21 protein-coding genes are annotated in these 23,800 nt (G+C 70.0%); 11 read left to right on the forward strand and 10 right to left on the reverse strand.

Features of this window, described 5'->3' with window-relative positions:
• Positions 1–31: 31 nt before the first annotated feature.
• Entirely contained in the window at positions 32–1,300 is a 1,269-nt protein-coding gene (locus tag ABEA10_RS42515) for a nucleotide sugar dehydrogenase (protein WP_329251371.1), read from the reverse strand.
• A gap of 13 nt (positions 1,301–1,313) precedes the next feature.
• The gene (locus ABEA10_RS42520; protein WP_345473980.1) at positions 1,314–2,807 is read right to left on the reverse strand and encodes a glycosyltransferase family 4 protein; all 1,494 of its coding nucleotides are present in this window, start codon (positions 2,805–2,807) and stop codon (positions 1,314–1,316) included.
• A gap of 44 nt (positions 2,808–2,851) precedes the next feature.
• On the opposite strand from ABEA10_RS42520, the gene wecB reads away from it, so the two are divergent.
• The 3 genes from wecB to ABEA10_RS42535 are packed head-to-tail and all read left to right on the forward strand — an operon-like array spanning position 2,852 to position 6,820.
• Positions 2,852–3,907, forward strand: coding sequence for a non-hydrolyzing UDP-N-acetylglucosamine 2-epimerase (wecB, locus tag ABEA10_RS42525; RefSeq protein ID WP_345474056.1), 1,056 nt, complete (start codon positions 2,852–2,854; stop codon positions 3,905–3,907).
• Entirely contained in the window at positions 3,900–4,571 is a 672-nt protein-coding gene (locus ABEA10_RS42530) for a hypothetical protein (RefSeq protein ID WP_345473982.1), read from the forward strand. The genes wecB and ABEA10_RS42530 overlap by 8 nt, the downstream gene beginning before the upstream one ends.
• Positions 4,568–6,820, forward strand: coding sequence for a glycosyltransferase (locus ABEA10_RS42535; RefSeq protein WP_345473984.1), 2,253 nt, complete (start codon positions 4,568–4,570; stop codon positions 6,818–6,820). Before ABEA10_RS42530 ends, ABEA10_RS42535 begins: the two co-directional genes overlap by 4 nt.
• Here ABEA10_RS42535 and ABEA10_RS42540 read toward each other — a convergent pair.
• The 3 genes from ABEA10_RS42540 to ABEA10_RS42550 form a co-directional block, all read right to left on the reverse strand.
• The gene (locus tag ABEA10_RS42540; RefSeq protein WP_345473986.1) at positions 6,750–7,883 is read right to left on the reverse strand and encodes an acyltransferase family protein; all 1,134 of its coding nucleotides are present in this window, start codon (positions 7,881–7,883) and stop codon (positions 6,750–6,752) included. The genes ABEA10_RS42535 and ABEA10_RS42540 overlap by 71 nt on opposite strands.
• A gap of 116 nt (positions 7,884–7,999) precedes the next feature.
• Positions 8,000–9,406, reverse strand: coding sequence for an LCP family protein (locus ABEA10_RS42545; RefSeq protein WP_345473988.1), 1,407 nt, complete (start codon positions 9,404–9,406; stop codon positions 8,000–8,002).
• 6 nt (positions 9,407–9,412) lie between these two features.
• The gene (locus ABEA10_RS42550; protein WP_345473990.1) at positions 9,413–10,135 is read right to left on the reverse strand and encodes a TIGR03089 family protein; all 723 of its coding nucleotides are present in this window, start codon (positions 10,133–10,135) and stop codon (positions 9,413–9,415) included.
• A 238-nt stretch (positions 10,136–10,373) separates the two neighbouring features.
• Between ABEA10_RS42550 and ABEA10_RS42555 the strand changes: the two genes are divergently transcribed.
• The 5 genes from ABEA10_RS42555 to ABEA10_RS42575 all read left to right on the forward strand — a co-directional run bounded on the left by ABEA10_RS42555 (position 10,374) and on the right by ABEA10_RS42575 (position 16,942).
• Positions 10,374–12,437, forward strand: coding sequence for a hypothetical protein (locus ABEA10_RS42555; RefSeq protein WP_345473992.1), 2,064 nt, complete (start codon positions 10,374–10,376; stop codon positions 12,435–12,437).
• 53 nt (positions 12,438–12,490) lie between these two features.
• Positions 12,491–13,387, forward strand: a complete 897-nt coding sequence (locus tag ABEA10_RS42560; RefSeq protein ID WP_329251393.1) for a glycosyltransferase family 2 protein — start codon at positions 12,491–12,493, stop codon at positions 13,385–13,387.
• The gene (locus tag ABEA10_RS42565) at positions 13,384–14,481 is read left to right on the forward strand and encodes a glycosyltransferase family 4 protein (RefSeq protein WP_345473995.1); all 1,098 of its coding nucleotides are present in this window, start codon (positions 13,384–13,386) and stop codon (positions 14,479–14,481) included. Before ABEA10_RS42560 ends, ABEA10_RS42565 begins: the two co-directional genes overlap by 4 nt.
• A gap of 175 nt (positions 14,482–14,656) precedes the next feature.
• Positions 14,657–16,060 (forward strand): glutamate decarboxylase, encoded by a 1,404-nt coding sequence (gene gad / locus ABEA10_RS42570; protein WP_345473997.1) that lies wholly within the window; start codon positions 14,657–14,659, stop codon positions 16,058–16,060.
• A 12-nt stretch (positions 16,061–16,072) separates the two neighbouring features.
• A complete protein-coding gene (locus ABEA10_RS42575) occupies positions 16,073–16,942 on the forward strand; it encodes a class II glutamine amidotransferase (RefSeq protein ID WP_345473999.1) in 870 nt (289 codons plus the stop codon).
• 127 nt (positions 16,943–17,069) lie between these two features.
• Here the strand turns inward: ABEA10_RS42575 and trxA are convergent, their stop codons facing one another.
• The 5 genes from trxA to ABEA10_RS42600 all read right to left on the reverse strand — a co-directional run bounded on the left by trxA (position 17,070) and on the right by ABEA10_RS42600 (position 20,422).
• Positions 17,070–17,411 (reverse strand): thioredoxin, encoded by a 342-nt coding sequence (trxA, locus tag ABEA10_RS42580; protein WP_345474001.1) that lies wholly within the window; start codon positions 17,409–17,411, stop codon positions 17,070–17,072.
• A gap of 258 nt (positions 17,412–17,669) precedes the next feature.
• Positions 17,670–18,347 (reverse strand): hypothetical protein, encoded by a 678-nt coding sequence (locus tag ABEA10_RS42585; RefSeq protein WP_345474003.1) that lies wholly within the window; start codon positions 18,345–18,347, stop codon positions 17,670–17,672.
• Positions 18,348–18,366: 19 nt separating this feature from the next.
• Positions 18,367–18,693, reverse strand: a complete 327-nt coding sequence (locus tag ABEA10_RS42590) for a hypothetical protein (RefSeq protein ID WP_345474005.1) — start codon at positions 18,691–18,693, stop codon at positions 18,367–18,369.
• A gap of 5 nt (positions 18,694–18,698) precedes the next feature.
• Entirely contained in the window at positions 18,699–19,049 is a 351-nt protein-coding gene (locus ABEA10_RS42595; RefSeq protein ID WP_345474007.1) for a YbaB/EbfC family nucleoid-associated protein, read from the reverse strand.
• A gap of 428 nt (positions 19,050–19,477) precedes the next feature.
• A complete protein-coding gene (locus ABEA10_RS42600; RefSeq protein WP_345474009.1) occupies positions 19,478–20,422 on the reverse strand; it encodes a lysylphosphatidylglycerol synthase transmembrane domain-containing protein in 945 nt (314 codons plus the stop codon).
• 328 nt (positions 20,423–20,750) lie between these two features.
• Between ABEA10_RS42600 and ABEA10_RS42605 the strand changes: the two genes are divergently transcribed.
• From ABEA10_RS42605 to manB, 3 genes are all read left to right on the forward strand, one after another.
• Entirely contained in the window at positions 20,751–21,455 is a 705-nt protein-coding gene (locus ABEA10_RS42605; protein ID WP_329251440.1) for a class I SAM-dependent methyltransferase, read from the forward strand.
• A 96-nt stretch (positions 21,456–21,551) separates the two neighbouring features.
• A complete protein-coding gene (locus ABEA10_RS42610) occupies positions 21,552–22,676 on the forward strand; it encodes a glycosyltransferase family 4 protein (RefSeq protein WP_345474012.1) in 1,125 nt (374 codons plus the stop codon).
• Positions 22,677–22,723: 47 nt separating this feature from the next.
• Entirely contained in the window at positions 22,724–23,776 is a 1,053-nt protein-coding gene (manB, locus tag ABEA10_RS42615; protein WP_329262160.1) for a mannose-1-phosphate guanylyltransferase, read from the forward strand.
• Positions 23,777–23,800: the final 24 nt, after the last annotated feature.

The raw sequence follows: 23,800 nt of genomic DNA on the forward strand, positions 1-23,800 counted from the left end.
AGGAGAACATTCGGTGAATTCGGCGCGACCATCACAGCAATTCAACGCGTTCGGCGGCCGACTCGTCCGCCATTCGCGTGCGGCCACGGGTGTCGAACAGCAGGCGCGCGTGCCGGGTCAGCGTGTCGGCGTCGTACTCGGCGTGGTTCGTGAGGACGACGACGAGGTCGGCCTCGGCCAGCGCCGTGTACAGCACGCGGGCGCGCGGCACCGCGACGCCGTCGACCTCCCAGTCCTCCACGTGCGGGTCGTGGAAGGTCAGGTCCGCGCCCATCTTCCGCAGCCGCCGCGCGACCGGGCGCGCCGGCGACTCGCGCTGGTCGGCGATGTCGGCCTTGTACGTCACGCCGAGCAGCAGGACCTTGGCGTTCTTCATCGCCCGGCCCTCGCGGTTGAGCAGGGCCTGCGCCCGCTCGACCACGTACCGCGGCATCCGGTCGTTGATCTCCTGGGCGAGCTCCACGAAGCGGAACGGGTAGCCGAGCGAGCGCACCTTGTACGACAGGTAGTTCGGGTCGATCGGGATGCAGTGGCCGCCGACGCCGGGTCCCGGGTAGAACGCCTGGAACCCGAACGGCTTGGTCGACGCGCACCCGATCGCGTCCCACAGGTCGATGCCGAGCTCGTGGCAGAACACCGCCATCTCGTTGACCAGCGCGATGTTGACGTGCCGGTAGGTGTTCTCCAGCAGCTTGGCCATCTCGGCCTCGCGCGTGCCCTTGGCCTGCACGACCTGCTCGACGAACTTGCCGTAGAACCCGGCGGCCGCCTGGGCGCAGCCCGGGGTCATGCCGCCGACGATCTTGGGGGTGTTCTTGACGCCGTACACGGGGTTGCCCGGGTCGATGCGCTCCGGCGAGAAGGCCAGGTGGAACTCCTCGCCCGCCTTCAGGCCGGACTCCTGCAGGATCGGCGCGACGACCTCCTCGGTCGTGCCCGGGTAGGTCGTCGACTCCAGCACGACGAGCATGCCCGGCTCCAGGTGCCGCGCGACCGTCTGCGCCGCTTTCTGCACGGCCGTCAGGTCCGGTCCGCCGTCGGCCGACAGCGGCGTGGGCACGCAGATCACGACCGTGCGCACGCCTTCGAGGACCGACTCGTCCCGGCTGGGGGTGAAGCCCGCCGCGAGCATCTCCTCGACCTCGGCCGGGCTGACGTCGTCGACGTGGGAGAGCCCCGCCTTGAGCCCGGCCACGACGCGCGCGTCGAGGTCCAGCCCGCCGACCCTGAGCCCGGCGCGGCAGGCTTCCCGCACGAGCGGGAGGCCGACGTATCCGAGTCCGATGACCACCAGGTCCATCCGGTGGCTCCCTTCACGATGCTGTGGAGGCGATTTCCCGGTAGCGATCGAGATATCGAGCCGTCACGGCTCGCCAGGTGCGATATTGGGCGACCCACTCTCGACCGGCTTGTCCGATTTCGCCGCGTGTCTTCGGACTGTAAATGAGCTGGTCCAGGCAATTCGCCCATGCTTCCGGGTCTTCCGGAACTGTTAACGTGCCGGTCACGCCCGGTTCGATGATTTCGCGAAGTGCTCTGACATCACTTGCTATTACCGGGATAGCTCCTGCCATCGCCTCCAAGGGCTTCAGCGGAGTCACCAGCCGGCACACACGGTCCGCGGTACGCGGGACCGCGAACACATCGAGGACGGCTTGATACCGACGCACCTGATCGACCGGCACCCGGCCGGTGAAGACCGCCGGGACGCCCAGCTCGGCCGCGCGGCGCTCCAGGGCCGGGCGCTCCGGCCCGTCGCCCACGAGCAGCAGGGTGAAGTCGCGGCGCAGGGCGGCGGCCTCGATGAGCGTGGCGATGCCCTCGAAGCCGTAGAACGTCGAGGTCAGCCCGACCACGACGTCACCGGGCGCGATGCCGAGCTCCGCGCGGAGCTTCGCACCGTCCGGAAGGGGTTCCAGGAACGAGTCGTCGACGGCGTTCGGCACGACGAGCACGTTGTCGACGCCGCGGCTCTCGATCTCCTCGCGCATGGCCTCGCCGAGGGTGACGACCAGGTCGGCCGCGCGCATGCGGGCCGTCTCGACCTCGCGGGTGAGCCGGTAGAACTCATCGCTTTCGGTACGCGCCGGGTCGCGCGACAGCCAGGAGTCCTCCAGGAAGCCGCGCACCTCGTACGCCACCGGCACGCCGTACCGGTCGCGCAGCTCCAGCGCGACCGCCGCGTTCAGGTGGTTGCTCGCCGCGTGCAGCACGGACGGGCGGAGCCGCTCCACGAGGTGTCCGGCCAGGTCGGCGGCCTTGCGGATCTCCCGCACCGGCCCGCGCGCCGGCAGCCAGGGCAGCAGGCGGTGGTAGGGGATGCCGTCCACGGCGACCTCGGCCCGAGCGTCGCCGATCCCCTGCGCGAGTGGATACCCGAGCCGAGTGACGACGTGCGGCTCAAGCCCCAGCTCCCGCTGAGCACAAACGATCCGCTGAGTCCGCACGGTGTACCCAGCCTGGGTGGCGGGCAGCGCGTTGGTGACGAAGTGCAGCACCCGAGTGGGCTGCCGTTCCGTGTGAGGGGGCCCCTCACCGTGCTCCGGCATGGTGAGGGGGCCCCTCACACGCTCCGCGGCGGCCCGCGGCGGAGCGGCGGCCCGCGGGGTGGTGAGGAGTTCCTCGAGGGCGTGGGTTTCGTTCGACTTTGGGGTTGGTTTCGTCCACTTCGCCAGGCGGGGGCGTGTCCGCGCGGGTGCGGCGCGGAGGGCCAGGCGTACGGCGAGCCGGAGCGCACGCCGCGGGTCGTCGCGCGCGTGCCGCCAGGCCAGCACAGCGGAGAAAAAGATCATCTTGGCCACCTGCATGGCGGGCGAGGCTAAGCACCTTCAATGAACGAGAGGCAAACGTGATCGCGCACGTTCTCGGCGCCCGGCCGAACTTCGTCAAGGCCGCACCCGTCATCGCCGCCCTGCACGACCAGAGAGTGATCCACACCGGCCAGCACTACGACGAACGCATGTCGGAGGTCTTCTTCCGCGAGCTCGGCCTGCCCGAGCCGGACGTCAACCTCGGGGTGGGCTCGGGCAGCCACGCCGCGCAGACCGCGGCGATCATGGTGGCGCTGGAGAAGGAGTTCATCGAGCGTTCACCCGAGCTCGTCATGGTGTACGGCGACGTGAACTCCACCATCGCCGCCGCGCTGGTCGCGGCCAAGCTGCACATCCCGGTCGCCCATGTCGAGGCCGGGCTGCGCAGCTTCGACCTGACCATGCCCGAGGAGGTCAACCGGCGGCTGGTCGACCAGCTCTCGACCCTGCTGTTCGTCACCAGTCCCGAGGCCGTCGGGCACCTCGCCGCCGAAGGCGTGGACGTCGGCCGGGTGCACTTCGTGGGCAACCCGATGATCGACACGCTGCTCGCGCACCTGGACTCCTTCGACACCGAGGCGGTGCGCGCCGCCCACGGCCTGCCGGAGCGCTACATCGTCGCGACCCTGCACCGGCCGGCGAACGTCGACGACCCGCAGGTCGCCGCCGGGCTGGTCAAGCGGCTGCACGAGATCGCGAACCTGGCCGACGTGGTCATGCCGGTGCACCCGCGTGGGCGCAGGGTGCTCACCGAGGCCGGGCTGGACGACCACCCGCGCGTGACGTTGCTGGAGCCGCTCGGCTACGTCGACTTCGTCGCGGCCGTGCGCGGAGCCGCGGCCGCCGTCACCGACTCCGGCGGCGTCCAGGAGGAGACCACCATCCTCGGCGTGCCGTGCCTGACCGTACGGCCCAACACCGAGCGGCCGATCACCATCACGCATGGCACGAACCGCCTCGTCACCCCCGACGAACTCGTGCCCGCGGTCGAGCAGGCGCTGACCGCGCCGGCCGGCGAGCGTGAGGTCCCGCCGCTGTGGGACGGCAAGGCGGGCCCGCGCATCGCACGGATCACGGAGGGATGGCTCGATGGCTGACCGGCAGGTGTCCCGGCTCAAGGCGGCGCTGGCCGACCGTGAGGCACGGGTGCGCATCCTGGAGGCGCGGGTCGCGGCACTGGAGGCCTCGACGTCGCTGCGGGTCGGCCGTGCCGTGACCGACGCGGCACGCAGGCCCGGCAAGGGCGTCGTCCGGCTGCCGCGCGAGCTGTACCGCATGTGGCGGCACCGCGGCACGCCCAACGTCGTCACGTCGGTCGACGCTCGCGAGCGCCCGATGTTCAGCGCCCGTGACGAGGACCGGCTGATCGTCGGCTCGCCCGCGACGGGCCTGGCCGTGGCCGGGGTGCTCGGCCGGGCCGCCGCCGAGGAGCTGGGCCGTACGGCCCACGTCGTCCCGCTGATGCCGCACGACGCCGCCCTGATCCTCGACACCGCCGACGTCGACCTGGTGCTCGTGGACGCCGCCGCGGGCGCGCCCGGCGGGCCGTGGGCCTACCTGGGCGTCCCGGGCGTGCCGGACCGCGAGCGCGCCCTGCTGGGCCTGATGGACGTCGCGCGGAGCCGGGGCCGCCCGCTCGTGCTGCTCGGCTCCGCCCCGGGACTGGCCGGGCTGGGCTGGGACGCCACGCTCAGGACCGACACGCCCCTGGACGAGGCGCTCGCCGGTCTTCACGCTCGCTTCAGCCTCGATCTGGGATGACTGTCACCACCACCACCGCGAAAGGAAATCGCGTGCGCGCTCTCGTGTACGGCGACGTGGACCTCAACATCATCGACGGGTCGGCGATCTGGGCCCAGGCGATGGTGCAGGCGCTGCGCGAGGCGGACGTCGAGGTCACCCTCGTGCTGAAGGCGCCGGTGCGCACGGACCGCCTCGTGGCCCCGCTGGAGCGGCTCCCCGGAGTGACCGTACGGCGCCGGCCCGAGGACGCCACCGGCCCGCTGACGGTCGAGGCCGCCGCCCGGCTGCTCACCGAGCTCGACGCCGCCGAGCCGTACGACCTCATCGTCGTGCGCGGGCGACGGCTCGCGGTGCGCGTCACCGCGACGCCGTTGGCCGGACGGCTGTGGACCTACCTGACCGACGTGCCGCAGAACGCCGCCGAGATGGTGGCCCCGGCGAACAAGGGTGTCCGCGGCGAGCTGGCCGCCGTCGCCAGGGCGTCGCGCTTCCTGCTGTGCCAGACCGAGGAACTGCGCTGCTTCCTCGAAGGCATGCTGCACAAGGCGGCCGGCAAGTGCGTGCTGTTCCCGCCGGTCGTCGTGCTGCCCGAGGGCCTGGAGCCCACGCCGGGACGCACGCCCGGCCGGCCGCTGAAGCTCGTCTACACCGGCAAGTTCGCGCCCCGGTGGAACACCTACGAGATGACCGCGCTGCCCCGGCGCCTGGCCGCGCGCGGCGTCGAGGCCGAGCTGCACATGGTCGGCGACAAGATCCACAACGACCGTACCGACCCGGGGTTCTCCCGCCGGATGCGCGTGGCGCTGGAGTCCACCCCCGGCCTGGTCTGGCACGGCGGTCATCCCCGCGCCGAGGCCATGCGGGTGACCTCCACCTGCGACATCGGGCTGTCCTGGCGGCACCCGGACCTGGACGCCAGCCTCGAACTGTCCACGAAGGTCCTGGAGATGGGCGGCCTCGGCGTGCCGGTCGTGCTCAACCGCACCCCGATGCACGAGAACCTCCTCGGCCCGGACTACCCGCTCTTCGCGGGCACCGAGGACGAGGTGGTCGATGTCGTCGCCGCGGCGGCCGAGCCCGCGACGTACACCGTGGCGCGCGACCGCTGCCTGAAGGCCGCCCGCGAGTTCACGCTCCAGGCCGCGGCCGATCGGCTCCGCGGCTACCTGCGCACCGCCTTCCCGTCCGCCCCGGAGGGCGCGGGCCGTACGAAGGTGGTGGTCGCCGGGCACGACCTGAAGTTCTTCACCCGGCTGCTCGACCACCTGCGCTCCCTGCCGAACGTGGAGGTGCGGGTCGACCGGTGGCCGGCGCTCGGCAAGCACGACCCGGAGGTCGGCCGCGAGCTGGCCGCGTGGGCGGACGTCGTGGTCTGCGAGTGGTGCGGGCCGAACGCCATCTGGTACAGCGAGTGGCTCAAGAGGCACGGGCGGCCGGACCAGCGGCTGATCGTCCGGCTGCACCGTTTCGAGCTGTACGGCGCGTGGCCGGGCCGCCTCGACATCGACGCCGTCGACCAGGTGGTGTGCGTCAGCCCGCACTACGCCGACCTGACCCGCAAGATGACGGGCTGGCCCGCCGGCAAGGTCACCGTCATCCCCAACTGGGTGGACGACGCGCAGTTCGGCCGGGCCAAGCTGCCGGGCGCCGAGCACCACCTGGGCCTCATCGGCCTCGCGCCGTGGCGCAAGCGGCTCGACCTGGCCGTCGACGTGCTCGAACGCCTGCGGCGCGACGATCCGAGGTTCACGCTCTTCATCAAGTCCAAGCTGCCCTGGGACCTGCCGTGGATCTGGAACCGCAGCGAGGAACGCGAGAGGTTCGAGGCGCTGTTCCGCCGGATCCGCCGCTCGCCGCTGCTCGCCCCGGGCGTGGTGTTCGACCCGGCCGGGCCCGACGTGGCCTCCTGGCTGCGACGGGTCGGCTTCGTGCTGTCCACCAGCGACGACGAGAGCTTCCACCTGGCGCCCGCCGAGGGCATGGCCTCGGGCGCGGTGCCGGCACTGCTGCCCTGGGAGGGCTCGGACCGGATCTACGACCGCCGCTGGATCCACGACGACCCGGCCGCGATGGCCGACGCGATCGCGGCGGTCGTCGCGGAGGGCCGCTGGGAGGAGGAGCGGGCGCGGGCGCGCGAGGAGGTGCGGCGGTCCTACGCCCTCGACCTCGTCTGCGACCGCTGGGCCGAGCTGGTGCTCACACGCTCTTCGGACGACGCAGCGGGACGAACGCCCACGACATGTCCGGCTCCAACGCCCAGTGCATGAGCCAGCGCACCGGCGGGGTGCACAGGATCGTCGCGAACACCGCGCCGGTCGCCGCCGTCACGGCCACGCCGGGCAGCGTGTGCAGGAACGGCAGGTCGTACCAGCCCATGTACTCCATCAGCTTCGTGGCGAAGCCGTGCAGCAGGTAGGCGTACAGCGTGGCCGCGCCCAGGTTGGTGAACCAGGTCTGGCGCGCGGGCACCATCGTGAGGAACGCGATCACGAGGATGCCCGCCGCCACCAGGAGACCGAGGCGCATCCCCGAGCCGACGAGGTTGTTCACGTGCATGTCGGCGTTGCCCTTGCGCCAGTACATCCACTCGGTCGTCATGTGGCGGTCGGCGACGAAGTAGGTGAAGGCGAGTGCCAGGGCGAGCGTGATCCCGCCCAGCACCCGGGCCATCGGGCGCTTCAGCGTCTCGAAGTGCTCCGGCTTGAGCACCAGGCCGAGCACGTAGAACGGCACCAGGCCGAGCGTGCGGTGCATCTCGAGCTCGCCCGGCAGGGCGGTCATGGCCGACAGCAGTGAGATCACCACGGCGGCGGCGACCGGCCAGCGGATCTGCTGCCACACCGGCGTGGACAGGCGCCACAGGAACAGCGCCATCAGGAACCAGGTTAGGTAGTACGGGTCCAGGATGCTGATCTCGAACTTCGAGTGCCCGACCGCCCAGTGATAGGTGGAGTAGGCGGTCTCGAAGACGATGTACGGCACGCCGAGATTCACGATCAGCTTCTGGGCCTTGCGGCCGCTGAAGGTGAAGTTACGCGAGAAGTAGCCGGTGATCACGATGAAGACCGGCATGTGGAACGTGTAGACGAACATGTAGAGCGCGTGCGCCTCGCGCACGTCGCGCAGCTTCACGATCGAGTGACCGGCCACGACGAGCACGATGGCCATGAACTTGGCGTTGTCGAAGAACGGGTCGCGCCTCCGGCGCGCGGGGCGCTGCTCGACGACCGCGTCGCGTGGCGCGGGGACCGTCGGGGCGGCGGAGGCGTCGGCCGGTATGCCGGCCGGAGAGGCCGGCGGTGCGGTGTGTGGTGTGCTCGGCGAAGTCATCGATTCCGTTGAGAGACGACGGTGAGGCCGGCTCCGGGCATGACCCGGAGCCGCGAACGACCATACCTATCCGGGCCGATGATCGGACGCCGGGTCGAAAAACTCTCCAGAAGCTCTCAGGCTTTGCAGGGGTCGTCGGAGGCGGTGACGGCGTCCGACGACTTGGGGATCGTCGTGGACCGCGTGCCCTTGAGACCGTTCCAGTCCGGGCCGAGAACCAGGTCGACGACCCCGGCCGCGACCGACTGGTCCGCCACCGGGCTGCTCGCCGGGGCGACCTGGCCGAGCGCGGCGGCCTGCTGGTCGGCGCCGCTGCCGTAGCGCAGTTCGGTCCTGCTCGGCTTCGTCGTCGCGGTCCCGATGCCGGCGACGGAGTAGCCGCGCGCGGTGAGCTGGTCACCGACCCGCTGGGCCAGGCCGGTCGTGTCGGTGCCGTTCAGCACGCGCACCTTGATCTGCGCCGGCGGCACGTTCACCTTCTGGGCCTTGGTCGGTGTCTGGATCTTGTTGTCGTTGCGGATCGCGGCGAACAGGTTGTTGGCGTCCGGCTGCCGCCAGGCGATCCGGTTGGGGTCCGGGGCGTACGCCCCCCACGGCACGGTGACGAACTGCACCTTGCCCGCCGACATGCCCTGGACGCTGCCGGCGACCTTCTTCATCTCGTCGACGGTGAAGTCCTTGTCCGTGGTGACCGACTTGGTGGCCGCGTCGAGGAAGCTGTAGAGCTTGCCCGGGTTGGTCAGCGTGCCGTTGCTGGTGGCCTTCTTCACGACCGCGCCGAGGAACTTCTGCTGGCGCTTGATCCGGTCGGTGTCGGAGCCGTCGCCGAGGCCGTGCCGGGTGCGGACGTACGCGAGTGCGGTGTCGCCCTTGACGATGTGCCGGCCGCGGGACAGGTGCAGCTTGCTGTCCGTGTCGTTGACGGCCTGGGGCAGGCAGATCTCGACGCCGCCGAGGGCGTCGACGACCCGCTTGAAGCCGGTGAAGTCGACCTTGACGAAGTGGTCGACGCGGATCCCGGTCAGCGTCTCGATGGTGTGCATGGTGCAGCCCGCGCCGCCGTTGTTGAACGACGCGTTGATCATGTTCAGGCCGCCGGGGATGGTCCGCCCGCTCGCGGTCTTGCACGAGGGGAGCTGCACCATCGAGTCGCGGGGAAAGCTGATGCCGACGGCCTTCTGACCGCCGGGGGAGAAGTGCAGCAGGATGATCGTGTCCGAGCGCTCGCCCGCCGCCTTGCCGTACTTGGCGTTGGCGCCGTTGCGCTGGTCCGAGCCGATCAGCAGGATGTTGAGGGCCTGGTTGAGCTTGGGCGGCCGATGCGTGCCGAGCTCGGCGGTGACGTCCTCTTGGGTGATGTTGCCCTGCAGCTTGCGATACGTCCCGTACGCGACGAGGCTCGTCCCGACGAGCACCACGGCGAGCCCCACCGACACCCAGCCGAGCACGCGCCAAAGGACGCCGCGCTTCGGCTCGTCGCCGAGCGCGCCGTCGTACTCGGGGTACTCATAGTCGCTGAACATTCGGCCCTAGAGGCTAGTGGTGGTTGCCCTTTCCAGGGATATACGTCGATTCAGTCGTGTTTCGTCGAGGTTTTGGCAGATTATTACTGATCCCTGCGCGGCCAAGGGCCCGATCAGTCCGGAAAGTAGCCCTTCCACTGTGGCGTAGGACACAGTCGTCAGCGTGCGAGTCTGGGGCGGCAGTCCCATCGCCTCACCGGCGGCGACGAGCCGCGCACCGCTCATGACCTCGCCGGCGATCTCCACCGCCGGGGCGTCCGCGTCGGTCACGGCGGTGAAGTGGTCGCCGTACGAGCGCACCTCGACCGCGTAGTCGGTGACGCCGGGCGGGCACTCGGCCAGCGGCGCGCCGAGCGCGTGCAGCGACAGGCCGACCACCTCGGCCCCGGTCGCCAGCGCGGCCTCCAGCCGATCCGGCGCGGCGGCCACCAGGTCGGCGTCGGCGGGGATCTCACCCTCGTCCACCGGGATCGCGGTCAGCCCGGCCGACCAGCAGGCGAACAGCCACACGGCGGTCTGCCAGTGCACCGGCAGCGCGAGCGCGACCCGGGCGCCCGGGTCGGCGGCGAGCCCGTCGATCAGCAGGTTCGCCGTCTTGGCCACCCAGTTGTCGAAGGTCTTCACCGACAGCTCCACGCGTTCGCCGGTGGCGTCGTCGTAGAACGTGACGAGCGGGCGGGACGGCTCGGCCGCCAGCGCCCCTCGCAGCAGATCGACGGGATGTGACATGAAAGTGAAGGGTAGGGCCTGCCCCAGGGCCTGTCCCAACGGTCCCGTGGACGACCCGGGTGTCGGCGGGCCCGCCGTGTGCGTGAGGTTCGTGTCGGGGAGACCCCTCCGTTGCGCTCCGTGTCCTAGCCTGGCTCCTTGTGCTGGTCGATGAGCTGGTCCGGGACCGTACGGACGCACCGCCGTCAGGGCGACTCCACCTCCAGGTCCACCTCCGGGGCGGAGGTGACGGATCGTCGTGTCGGTAGTTGCTCCCGAACCGACGGATGAGCGGGACAGGAGAGACCCGGGCGAGGCCCGCGCGGGCGTCTTCCTGGCCCGCCTGACCGTCGCCCCGGCGCTGCTCCTGGTCTCCTGGCTGGTGGTGGCGCTGCCGCTGCTCATGGCCGGGGTGTTCACACCGCTGCCCGCGATCGCGCTGTTCGTGCCGGTGGCCGCCGCCGTGCTGACCTTCGGCCTGCGGGCGGCACGCCCGCCCGAGGCGCGCTGGGGTACGTGGTGGGCGGTCGGCGGCCTGCTCGCCGTCACCGTGGCGTTCTGCGTGTTGCAGCTCCTGACCTTCTCCGAGCAGATCGTGGTGCGCCGGGACCCGGCGTCGTACTTCAACTTCGCGACCTGGCTCGCCGGCCACGGGTCGCTGCCGATCCGCCCGGCCCTGGCCCCGTTCGGCGGCGCGGACCCCGCGCTGTCGTTCGGCAGTCCCGCGTTCTACCAGCGCGGGGGCGTGCTGTGGCCGCAGTTCATGGCGGGCACGCCGATGATCCTGGCGCCGGTCGGGCACCTCGCGGGCTCGTACGCCATGCTCGCGGCGATGCCGGTGATCGGGGCGCTGGCGGTCCTGTCGTTCGGCGGCCTGACGGCGCGCCTCGTCGGGCCCCGGTGGGCGCCGGCCGGCGCGCTGCTGCTGGCGCTGGCCTGGCCGATGATGATGATCTCGCGGTCGATCTACAGCGAGACCCCCGCGCTCGTGCTGATGTGCGGCGGCCTGGCCCTCACGCTCGACGCCGTACGGGCGAACCGCGGGCTGCCCGCGCTGCTCGGCGGGCTCGCGCTCGGGCTGACCGTCCTGGTGCGCATCGACGGGCTGCGCGACGTGCTGCCCGTGGTCGCGTACGCCGGTCTGCTGGTGGGCCTGCGGCGGCGCACGGGACCGGCGCTGTTCGCCGGGCTGGTCGCCGGCGTCGGCGCCGGGCTGCTCGAGGGGTACACCCTGTCGAGCCCCTACCTTCACTACGTCCGCGGGTCGCTCGTCCCGCTGCTCTACATCGGCGGGGCCGTGCTCCTGGTCACGGCGGTCGCGGTCGTCGTCGTGCGGAGGTGGGGCCTGCCCGACCTCACGAGGTTCCGGCTGCCCGACCTGGCCCTGGCGGCCGTCTTCGCGATCATGGCGTTCTTCGCCGCCCGGCCGAGCCTGCAGACGGTCCGGCGCGTGCCGCACAACCCCGACGACGAGGCGAACGCCTCCTTTATCGCGGCCCTGCAGAAGTCGCTGCGGCTGCCCGCCGACCCGTACCGCCAGTACTCGGAGCTGAGCCTGCACTGGGTGAGGTGGTACATCGGCGTGCCGGCGGTGCTTCTCGCCACGATCGGCGCGGGCCTGCTCCTGCGCAAGCTGCTGCTCCGCCGCCGTACCGACTGGCTTCTGCCGTACGCGGTGATCGCGTGGACGACCGTCACCACGCTGTGGCGGCCGGGGATCACGCCGGACCACCCCTGGGCGAGCCGGCGGCTGATCGTCGTGGTGCTGCCCGGCCTGCTGCTGTTCGCGCTGTGGGTGATGGCCTGGGCGGTGCGGAGTGTGCGGCGGCTGGGGTACGGGCCGCAGATCGCCGGCGGCACGGCGGTCGTCGGTGTCCTGATGGTCCTGGCGCCCACCGTGCGGACCTCCGCGAGCATGGCGTTCACCCCGACGGAGCAGGGCGAGGTGGCGCAGGCCCGGTCGATGTGCCGCAGCTTCGGCCCCCGCCCCACCGTGCTGATCATCGAACGGGTGACCGCCGACCGCTTCAGCCAGCTCATCCGCGGCATGTGCGATGTGCCGTCCGCCCGGATCCGGGTGCGGCCCGGCTCCGACACCGCCGCGTCGGAGGACGTCGAGCGCATCAGTGAGAAGGTCGTCGCGGCCGGCCGCCGCCCGGTGCTGCTGGGCGCGAACGCCGTGGACGTGGCACCGTACGGCACGGCGCGGCACGTCTATCACGTCAGCACACGCCGCGATTCGAGCAGCCTCGTCGAGGCTCCTCACGGCACCTGGTCACTGACGATCAACGTCTGGATGGCCGTTCCCGTGTACGCAGGGTGAACAGTGCGTACCCTTGGCTCGTGTCCCAGCCAGTCCGAGTATCCTCGCCATGCGTGACTGACACGCCCCACGTGACGATCGTCCTGCCGTGCTATAACGAGCAGGACCACGTCATCGACGAGGTCGAGCGCATCTGTAAGGCGATGGATGCCAGTGGCCACACCTATGAGCTTCTCGCCGTGGACGACTGCTCGACCGACGGCACGCTGGCGCGCCTTGAGGAGGCGGCGCCGAACTTCCCGCACATGCAGGTGGTCCCCTTCCACCGCAACGGAGGCTCGGGCACCGTACGCCGCATCGGCTCCCAGCAGGCCAAGGGCGACATCGTCGTCTGGACCGACGCGGACATGAGCTACCCCAACGAACGCATCCCGGACCTGGTCGACATCCTGGATGAGGACCCGACCGTGGACCAGGTCGTGGGCGCGCGGACCAGCGAGGAGGGCACGCACAAGATCCTGCGGGTGCCGGCCAAGTGGTTCATCCGCAAGACGGCCGAGCACCTGGCCGGGCAGAAGATCCCCGACCTCAACTCCGGTCTGCGGGCCTTCCGCAGGGACGTCGCCGAGCCGTACCTCAAGCTGCTGCCCCCCGGCTTCTCCTGCGTCACGACGATCACGCTGGCGTTCATGTCGAACCAGCACGACGTCCGGTACGTCCCGATCGACTACGCCAAGCGGGCCGGCAAGTCGAAGTTCCACTTCGTGCACGACGCCTACCGCTACATCCTGCAGGTGCTGCGGATGGTGATGTACTTCAACCCGCTCAAGGTGCTGATGCCGCCCGCGCTGTGGCTGCTCGGCCTGGGCATCGCCAAGGGCGTCTACGACCTGATCGTGCACCCGGTGCGGTTCGCGAACAACACCGTCATGATCTTCGTGACCGGCATGATCATCGCGTCGCTGGCCCTGCTCGCCGACCTCATCGTGCGGTCGCGGGGAGACACGTGAAGATAGCGATCGTCGGTCCCGCCTTCCCGTACAAGGGCGGCGGCGCACACCACACGACCGAGCTGGCCCACCGGCTCGCCGCGGCCGGCCACGACGTGACGATCGAGTCGTGGAAGGCCCAGTACCCCGGCTTCCTCTATCCGGGCGAGCAGACGATCTCCACCCCGGAGGGCGTGCCGTTCCCGGGCACCCGCCGCACGCTGGCCTGGTACCGCCCGGACGGCTGGATCCGCACGGGACGGCGCCTGCGCTCCTTCGACCTCGTGGTGCTGGTGGTGCTCTCGCCGGTCCAGGTCCCCGCCTACCTCGGCATGGCGCGTGGTCTTGGCAGGCCTCGGCCGCACGGCCCCCACGTGATCGCCCTCTGCCACAACGTCCTGCCGCACGAGCGCAAGCCCTACGACGTCCCGCTGATGCGGCGGCTGCTGCGGCGCGCGGACGGTGCCCTGGTGCACTCCGCGCAGCAGGCGCAGCTCGCCCGCAACCTCGCCCCCGGCACGCCCGTGGTCACCGCCGGGCTGCCCGCCCACCTGCCGACCCCCACCGGAGGGGAGCGGGTGATCAACCCCGACGCCGAGCCGGCGAACCACCTGCTGTTCTTCGGCATCGTCCGGCCGTACAAGGGCCTGGACGTGCTCCTGAGAGCCCTCGCGAACCTCGACGGGGTCTCGCTGACCGTGGCCGGGGAGTTCTGGGGCGGAGTGGACGAGACCCGCACGCTGATCTCCTCACTCGGCCTGACCGACCGGGTCGAGCTGCGGCCGGGGTACGTCCCGGCCGGCGACGTGCCGGGCCTGTTCGCCCGCGCCGACGCGCTCGTGCTGCCCTACCGCACGGCCACGGCGTCGCAGAACGTCTTCATGGCCTACGAACACGGCATCCCGGTGATCGCCACCCGCGCCGGCACCCTCGCCGACCACGTACGCGACGGCATCGACGGCCTGCTGTGCGAGCCGGACGACGTCGACTCGCTGACCGACGCGCTGAGACGCTTCTACGCCCCGGGCGAGCCGGCCCGGCTGCGCGCGGGGGTCAAGCCGGTGGACGCCGAGCCGCACTGGGTCGCCTACCTGGAGCAACTGCTCAGTCACTGACCTTCGCCCGGCGCGGCGCGCCGGTCTCCGTGATCGCGTGGGCCCGGCCTCGCCGTAGATTGAAGATCGCTTGGGCGTCGCGACGCGCCGCGCGGGGAATTCTGTGATCGCCGGGTACGGCTCCTGCCGGCCTCATGGGCGCTGTCGAGCGCACAGCTTCGGGGGATGTCAGCAGATGGCGTTGAAGAAGCCGCAGCGCAGCGGTCGTTTCGTACGGGACCTGGAGGCGAATCCCCTCTTCAGCCGGGAGCCGGTGAGCGTTCCCCGGTACGCCCTCGCGGACGGGGAGATGGATCCGGCGACCGCGTATCAGGTGGTGCACGACGAGCTGATGCTGGACGGGAACGCGCGGTTGAACCTGGCGACGTTCGTCACCACCTGGGCCGAGCCTCAGGCCCGGCGGCTCATGGCCGAGTGCTCCGAAAAGAACATGATCGACAAGGATGAGTATCCGCAGACCGCCGAGCTGGAGCTCCGGTGCGTGCACATGCTGGCCCGGCTGTGGCACGCCGCGGACCCCCGGCACGTGGTCGGATGCTCGACGACCGGCTCCAGCGAGGCCGCCATGCTGGCGGGGCTCGCGCTCAAACGACGCTGGCAGCACCGCCGCCGTGCCCAGGGCCGGCCGGCCGACCGGCCGAACCTGGTGATGGGCGTCAACGTCCAGGTCTGCTGGGAGAAGTTCGCGAACTACTTCGAGGTCGAGCCGCGCTACGTGCCGATGGAGGGCGACCGCTATCACCTGAGCCCGAAGAAGGCGGTGGAGCTGTGCGACGAGAACACCATCGGGGTCATGACCATCCTGGGCTCGACGTTCGACGGCAGCTACGAACCCGTCGCCGAGGTCGCGGCCGAGCTGGACGACCTGCGGGACCGGACCGGCCTGGACGTGCCGATCCACGTCGACGGCGCCTCCGGCGCGATGGTCGCGCCGTTCCTCGACCCGCATCTGACGTGGGACTTCCGCCTGCCCCGCGTGACGTCGATCAACACCTCCGGCCACAAGTACGGGCTGGTCATGCCCGGCGTCGGCTGGGTGGTGTGGCGTGACGCCGACGCGCTACCGGACGACCTGGTCTTCCACGTCAACTACCTGGGCGGGCAGATGCCCACGTTCGCGTTGAACTTCTCCCGCCCCGGCGCCCAGGTCATCGCGCAGTACTACAACTTCCTGCGGCTGGGCTTCGACGGCTACCGCCGCGTCCAGCGTACGTGCCGGGACGTCGCCACGCGGCTGGCCGGCGAGATCGCGGCGCTGGGCCCCTTCGAACTGCTCACCGACGGCGGCCAGACGCCGGTGTTCGCCTTCCGGCTGCGCCGGGAGATCACCAACTTCACCGTCTTCGACGTCTCGGCCGCCCTGCGCGAGTGCGGGTGGCTGGTGCCCGCCTACACCTTCCCGCCGAACCGTACCGATCTGTCGGTGTTGCGGATCGTCGTCCGCAACGGCTTCAGTCATGACCTGGCCGACCTGCTCCTGGAGGACTTCCGCCGGATCCTGCCGCGCCTGCACCGGCAGCGCGAGCCTCACCGGGACTGCGGCGACGCAGGTGCCTTCACGCATGGCATCAAGACGTGAGGAGTGTGCGCGATGTGCCGTCTGTTCGGCATGAGCAGTTCGCCGCGGCGTACGCACGCCACGTTCTGGCTGCTGGACGCCCCTGACAGTCTCAGCGACCAGAGTCGGCGAGAGCCGGATGGCACGGGGCTGGGCTACTTCGACGCCGACGGTTCCCCGTGCCTGCGCAAGGCGCCCATCGCCGCGTACGAGGACCGGTGTTTCGCCGCCGAGGCCAGGCAGGTCGAATCCACGACCTTCCTCGCCCACATCCGCTTCGCCTCCACCGGGGGCCTGGAACGGCGCAACACTCACCCGTTCGAACAGGACGGGCGCCTGTTCGCGCACAACGGCGTGCTGGAGAACCTGAGCGAGCTCGACGCCGAACTCGGCCCGGACATCGCGCTGGTCCACGGCGACACCGACTCCGAACGGTTCTTCGCCCTGATCACGCGCGAGATCCGGGCTCACGGCGGGGACGTCGCCGGCGGCATCGTCCACGCGGCCCGCTGGATCGCCGATCGCCTGCCCGTCTACTCCCTCAACCTGATCCTGACGACCGCGGACGGCCTGTGGGCGTTGCGCTACCCCGACACCCACACTCTGTACGTGCTCGAACGCCGACGCGGCGGCCACCACGGCGACCGGCACCTGGACCACAGCGGCACCGCGGGCCACATGCGCGTCCACTCCCGAGCGCTGGCCGGCGAGCCCGCGGTCGTGGTCGCCAGCGAACGCATGGACGACAACCCCGGCTGGCGCCTGATGGAGCCCGGAGAACTCTTCCACGCCGGACCCGAGCTGCACATCACCCGCACGCTCGCGCTTCCCCACGAACCACACCACCGGCTCCACCTGAAGGACCTGCGCCCCGAAGCCGCCGTATCCCAGCAGGCCGTGTAGGACGCGCGAAGGGGAACGCGGGGGAGACGGTGGAGCTGAGCCGGCCGTTTCCCGTCGCGTTCGACCCGGGGCGCCTCCTTGGGCGTCGCGCCGGGTGAACGCTCCGGGGTGAGTGGCCTGGCCCGTCTCAGGCGTTGATGCCCTCGATGTGGGGCTGGAGCTCCTTGAGCAGGGCGCGCTTGGGCTTGGCGCCGACGATCTGCTGCACCGGCTCGCCGCCCTTGAACAGCAGCAGGGTGGGCAGCCCCATGACGCCGTAGCGGCTCGGGACGTCCGGGTTGGCGTCGTAGTCGAGCTTTGCGATCTTCAGCTTGTCGCCGTGCTCCTCGGCGATCTGGTCGAGCACCGGGGCGATCATGCGGCAGGGGCCGCACCAACTCGCCCAGAAGTCGACCAGGACGGGCGTCTCGCTCGCCAGCACGGCCTCGTCGAAGGTCGCGTCGGTCACGGTCATGGTCTCGCCGGCCATGGGCTGTCTCCTTCCGGGCGCGCCGCCCGTACGGCAGCGACGTCTCACGGTGAAAGTCGCGAACCGCCGAAGTTGTTCCCGCAGCCAACGCTTCGGGGTCGGTGAGCCGGGCGGCGCTGCGAACCGACGAGATCGCGGGCGGTGCATGTCAACTGCGTACCGGCCGCTCCACGGGCGGTACCAGCGGCATCGATCAACACGCTCAAGACGCTCGCAGCCATCGCCGTTCGAAGGTCGATTCGCAGCGCCGATATCCCTTCACTCGTAGGGATATGATCCCACCCAGCTCCCCAGCTTTGGGGGTTCCAGCCAATTCTCCTCGCCGGTCGGATCTGATTTCCAGCGGAAGCCTTCGCGCTTGAGGATGTCTTTTTCAATGCCGTCGAAGAGCTTCTTTGCTTTGTCTAGATCCGTGGCATACTGAGCGATCTTTCCAATAGCCTTCTTGCGCTCGTCCACTAGTAGCTTTTTTGTCTTGTTTACGGCGTTGACAGCATTCTTCGTGCGAGTCCCATCGTCGGTCACGCCGGGAAGGAAGCTTGCCCAGGCGTACTTCTCGTTGTCGTGGAGGTACTTCTTGAGGGTCCGCAAGTTGTCGATCATGAATTTCTGGTATGCCAGGACGACGCGCCATGCCGCCAGCATGGCGCCCGCCGTTAGGCCGGCGCCGGTTGCGAGGTCGGCATGATGGGCGAGCGGGCGGGTCGTCCAGAAACGAAGAAATGAGTCCACGGCATCGCTCTTGTTCTTTCCCACCTGGGCGATGGCGTGTGCGGGGTGCGCGCTGAGGACCTGAATTTGCTTCTGTAGATTTGTCCAGTCCTGTATCGCGATATCGACGAACCAGACGTCTTCGTCCGGATAGGAGACTCCCACCCGTTCTTTGACATCCCATAGTTCGTCAGGGAATTCCAAGGCGTGCAGGTTTTCTGTCATGGCACTTACCTGTCCTCGGCTAGGATTTGAGGAGTGGCCGGAAGATGTCTTCTATATTGATGTTCTCTGTATCTTTCATCATCTTCGCCATTTGTAGAAGTCCACTCGAGGTCAGATTCAGTTCCGCGATTATCTCTTCCCGTGCGCCGTATCCGGCGTGCCGTGTGGCGCTATATTTATCAGTGAATGCGCGCAACAGTGAGCTGTCGTCGTTGGGTGCCCACAGAAACCCGTTGTCGTCCGGTATCTGAATTTTCAAACTTGAGAAAGGGTAATCGGGCTGCTGGTCAATCGCTTGATCTATCGCCGTGGCGGCGTCGCGAAAAGCCTTGGTGTTGATTTCCACCGTGATCAGTCTCCCATTGCCCGCACGATGTCATGCATCATGCGATCGCAGGCTTCCAGTTGGCGTGTGTACTCGTCGTTGATCTCGGCGAGCTTTTTTTCCAGCGCCTTCTCCTCGGCGTCGGTGGCCTGTCTGGCGTCCTCGAGTTGCTTGGCCCGGTCGAGCTGTGCGGCGCGCATCGCCTGCTTGAAATGGTCGGCGATGATGTGCGCGTCGAGCCTTCTCGCTTTGGGGGCGAGTTCTACGCTCTCCACGAGTCCGTCGGCGGCGACCGTCACGCGTACGATGCCGCCCTTTGACTCTCCGTGGCCGTTGGCCGGGGCGTCGCCGGTGTCCGTGCGGGACCGACCGGCCATCACGTCTCCAAGCCCGAGGTCATGACTGGAGCCATCATTCCTCCGGTTAAACGGGGTTTAATGCCCTTTTAATCGGGTCAATGTACATGATCGGATCGGGCGTCGCAGGAACTATCGTCCCCTTGTTCGTCTTTGGACGCGCATAGACGTTAGTGTCCGGTTATGGGGGCTGAGATTGCCGTGAGAGAGCGGGCCGGGATCATCGGGGAATCATGATCGACGGCTCGTTGACCTCGGTCTTCTTCGCATGGTGCCTACCTGGAATGACCAAGCCCTGGGGATATGTGGGGTCGGCGCACTGTAGAGACCCCGCGGAATGTCGCTTATCAGAATTGCGTTCGGTTGGTGGCGCACCTTCCGGCCGGGACTTGTGCTGCCGGAGGAGGCGGCGCATTCATCAGGCCGCCGTGGTCGGGAGGAGCCGGTGGCTACCGGGTCTCCGGCTGTTGCTCCAGGAGTTCGGCCTCTTCGACGGCCGGGTGGCGGGAACCCAGGAGTACCGCCGAGCCCGCCCACAGCAGGTCGGCGGCGGTCATCACGACCCGGGAGGCCAGGGCGACGACCAGCGGGGCGCCCGCGGGCAGCACCGGGCCCAGGGCGACGGTCAGCGCCGCCTCCCGTACGCCGACGCCGCCTGGGGCGATGACGACCAGGAAACCGGCGGTGAACGCCAGCGCGTACGCGCCGGTGGACAGGAAGAAGCCCGATCCGCCCGCCGCGCGGACGAGCAGCCAGGCGTGTGCGCCGAACAGCAGCCAGCCCAGCGCCGTCCAGGCCACCGCGCGGATCATCGTGCCCAGGCCCGCCGTACGGTCGAGGGGCTGGCGCCGGGCGAGCCGGAGCGCCCGGTTGAGCGTCCACGCCACGATCCGCGGGTGCAGCAGGGCCAGGAAGATCGGTGCGAGCACCAGCAGCCACCAGTACCGATGCGTGGCGTCGGACGAGGTCAGCGGCAGGGTCACGGCGGCCACCGCGCAGCCGCTCGCGATCGTGGTGGCCATCGCCAGCAGCGCCGCCGTCGCGCCCCTCTGGCGCGGTACGTGATGTTCCTTCGCCAGCTCCATCTGGGCGACCAGCGCCCACACCGAGCCCGGGATGTACTTGCCGAGCTGGGAGACGAAGTAGACCCGTACGGCCGCCCGCAGGGGGAGCGGAGAGCCCATCCCGGCCAGCAGCGATCGCCAGCCCAGCATCCAGGTGGCCAGCCCGACGATCCCGGCGACGAGCGCGGCGACCATGTACGGCCAGGAGAACGCCGTGAGCGCGTGCCGGGTGTCGTCCCAGCGCGAGGCCAGGCCGTACACGCAGAAGGCGAGCGCGACGACGACCAGCGCCACGCGCGGCAGACGACTCGCTCGCAGCCGGGAAATCACCCGGTCAGGGTAGTCGGTACCGAGAGCGACACGGGGCATGCGGATGAACAGTCGATGATCAGGAGATATCCATCCGCCGCGACCCGTAGAGTGGGGCCGCCTTGACGTCCTCTCCCGCCTGAAGACGGGAGATTCCGACCTCTCGAACAGGAGTGCCGGTGGTTCGCAGTTCACGGCCCCGTCTGACGACTGGAGGGCTCCCTGCGCTGTCACGGCCCGCCCGGCCGCGAATCCGCTTGGCTATCGTGGACTCACTCAAAGTAGCAGAAGGGGGCAAGGGGCGTTTCCTCTCTGGCTCGCAGACCGGAGTCTCCACGCCGCGACCTCGATGAAACTCAACGACGCAAAGGCCTTCGTGGGCCATCAGGTGCACGTGTGCCGTTTCCGTGAGGCCGGGACGCTTCTCCGCTGGATGGGCGACGACCTGCGCGGCAAACGGGTGCTCGACGTCGCCGGCGGTGACGGCTACTGGGCCGGGCAGGCGCGCAAGCGCGGGGCGTACGCGGTCTCCATCGACCTCGCCCGCGGCAAGATGCTCTACGGGCGTACGCTCAAGCACCCGCCGGCGCTGATCGAGTGCGACGCCCTCAAGCTGCCGTTCGCCGACGAGTCCTTCGACGCGCTGCTGTCGGTCTGCGCGATCGAGCACTTCGACGACGGCGGCACCGCGCTGGACGAGATGTCGCGCATCCTCAAGCCGGGCGGCGAGCTGTTCATGTCCGCCGACGTGCTGAGCCGGTCCCACGACTGGCCCAAGCTCCGCGAGGCGCACTGCGACAAGTACCACGTGCAGCACACCTACACGCACGAGAGCCTGGCCGGGCTGCTCACCGAGCGCGGCATGGAGCTGGCCGACTACTCCTACCAGTTCCGCAGCCGGACCACCGAGCGTCTCTACCTGTCGCTGTCGGCGTACGGAGGCCGGGTCGGGTTCAACGCCGCCGCGCCGCTGACGCCACTCGTGGCTCTCGCGGATCGCCGCAGTCCCAACGACCGCGGCAGCATCGTGCTGATCAGGGCGCGCAAGAAATAGTGACGTCCCCCCGTTCCGGACTGATCGGCGTAGGCTTCCGATCGGGGAGTGATCCCCACCACTTCGGCACCTAACGAGGGGGCGACTGTCAACGTGGTGCCTCGGGTCCTTGTCGACGCGACCGCTGTACCCGCTGACCGCGGTGCGCTGGGGCGATACGTCGACGGCCTGATCGCCGCGCTGCACCGCGCGGACGCCGATCTGGCCGTCGCCTGCCAGCGATCGGATGAGGAGCGCTACGCCGCGCTCGCGCCGAAGGCCCGCGTGGTCGCGGGCCCGCCGGCGATCGTGCACCGGCCGGCGCGGCTGGCCTGGGAGCAGACCGGGCTGCCGTTCGTCGCCAAGCAGGTCGGCGCCGACGTCATCCACGCGCCGTACTACTCGACGCCGCTGCGGCCGGGGGTGCCCGTGGTCGTCACGGTGCACGACGTCACCTACTTCGTCGAGCCCGAGGTGCACAACCCGGTCAAGGCGACCTACATCAAGTCGGCCACGCGCACGGCCGTACGCCGCGCGGCCCGGCTGATCGTGCCGTCCAAGGCGACGCGCGACGAGATGGTCCGGCTGCTGAGGGCCGATCCGACGCGCATCGACGTCGCCTACCACGGCGTCGACCACGCGATCTTCCACCCGCCGGGCGAGGAGGAGCGGCGGCGCGTCTCCGACCGGCTCGGCCTGCACGGCCACCCGTACATCGCGTTCCTCGGCGCGCTGGAGCCGCGCAAGAACGTCCCGAACCTCATCCGCGGCTGGGTGCGCGCCGTCGACGGCCTGAAGGACGCGCCCGCGCTCGTGCTCGCGAGCAGCGGCGGCTGGGACGACGAGGTCGACGCGGCGCTCGCCGACGTCCCGCACCAGCTGCGGGTGCTGCGTCCGGGCTATCTGCGCTGGTCGTCACTGCGGGGGTTCTTCGGCGGCGCGCTCGTCGTCGCGCTGCCGAGCCGGGGTGAGGGCTTCGGGCTGCCGGTGCTGGAAGCGATGTCCTGCGGCGCGGCCGTGCTGACCACGCACCGTTCGTCGCTGCCGGAGGTGGGCGGTGACGCCGTCGCCTACACCGAGCCCGACGCCGAGAGCATCGGCGCGGCGCTGAGCACGCTGATCGCCGACGACGCCCGCCGCGGCGCGCTGGCCGAGGCGGCGGCCGCCCGCGCCGCGGAGTTCACCTGGACGGCGTCCGCCGAGGCGCATCTCGCTTCCTACCAGCGCGCCGCCGAACAGTAGTGTGGCCGCCACACCGATGAGGGAGGGACACGCTGGAAGCGATTCTGCTGGTCGGAGGTAAGGGCACGCGGCTGCGGCCGCTGACCATCTCCACCCCCAAACCGCTGCTTCCCACCGCCGGCGTGCCACTGCTGGAACACCAGCTCAGGAAGGCCCGCGCGGCCGGGATCCGGCGCATCGTGTTCGCGACGTCCTACCGGGCGTCGATGTTCACCGAGGCGTTCGGCGACGGGTCGCGGCTCGGCCTGGAGCTGGTCTACGTCACCGAGGACGAGCCGCTCGGCACGGCCGGCGCGATCCGCAACGCCGCACGCGAGCTGACGTGCGACGCCGACAGCCCGGTCGTCGTGCTCAACGGTGACATCCTGTCCGGCCACGACCTGGCGGCCCAGATCGCCATGCACGACAAGTCGGGCGCGGCCGTCACGATGCATCTGACGCTGGTCAACGACGCGCGCCGCTACGGCGCCGTGCCGACGACCTCCGAGGGCAAGGTCATCGAGTTCGTCGAAAAGTCGCCGAACCCACCGACCAACCAGGTCAACGCGGGCTGCTACGTCTTCCGGCGCTCGGCGATCGAGGCCATCCCCGAGGGCCGGGTCGTCTCGGTGGAGTACGAGACCTTCCCCGGCCTGCTCGCCGCCGGCGAGACGATCATGGGGTACGTCGAGGGCGCGTACTGGCTCGACGTGGGCACGCCGAGCACGTTCGTGCAGGGCTCGTGCGACCTCGTGCTCGGCCGGATGACGTCGCCGGCGGTCACGCCCGGCGGCGGTGTGCTGTTCCTCAACGGTTCGGTGGTCGCCCCGGAGGCGGCCGTGTCCGGCGGTACGGCCGTCGGCGCCGGGGCCGTGGTCGAGTCGGGCGCGACGGTGGAGTCCAGCGTGCTGTTCGACGGGGCCGTGGTCGAGCAGGGCGCGCGGGTCTCGCGCTCGGTGATCGGGCGGGGCGCCCGCATCTGCGCGGGCGCGGTGCTCGACGAGACCGTGATCGGCGACGGCGCGATGGTCGGCGCGGGTAACGAACTGCGCGGCGGCCTGCGGCTGTGGCCCGGCACCCAGCTTCCACCGACCGCGGTCCGGTTCTCCTCCGACGTCTGAGCACGCCCCGGCGGTGGTGCTGGC

The organism is Actinoallomurus oryzae (genome assembly GCF_039541955.1).
Classification (GTDB): Bacteria; Actinomycetota; Actinomycetes; order Streptosporangiales; family Streptosporangiaceae; genus Actinoallomurus; species Actinoallomurus oryzae.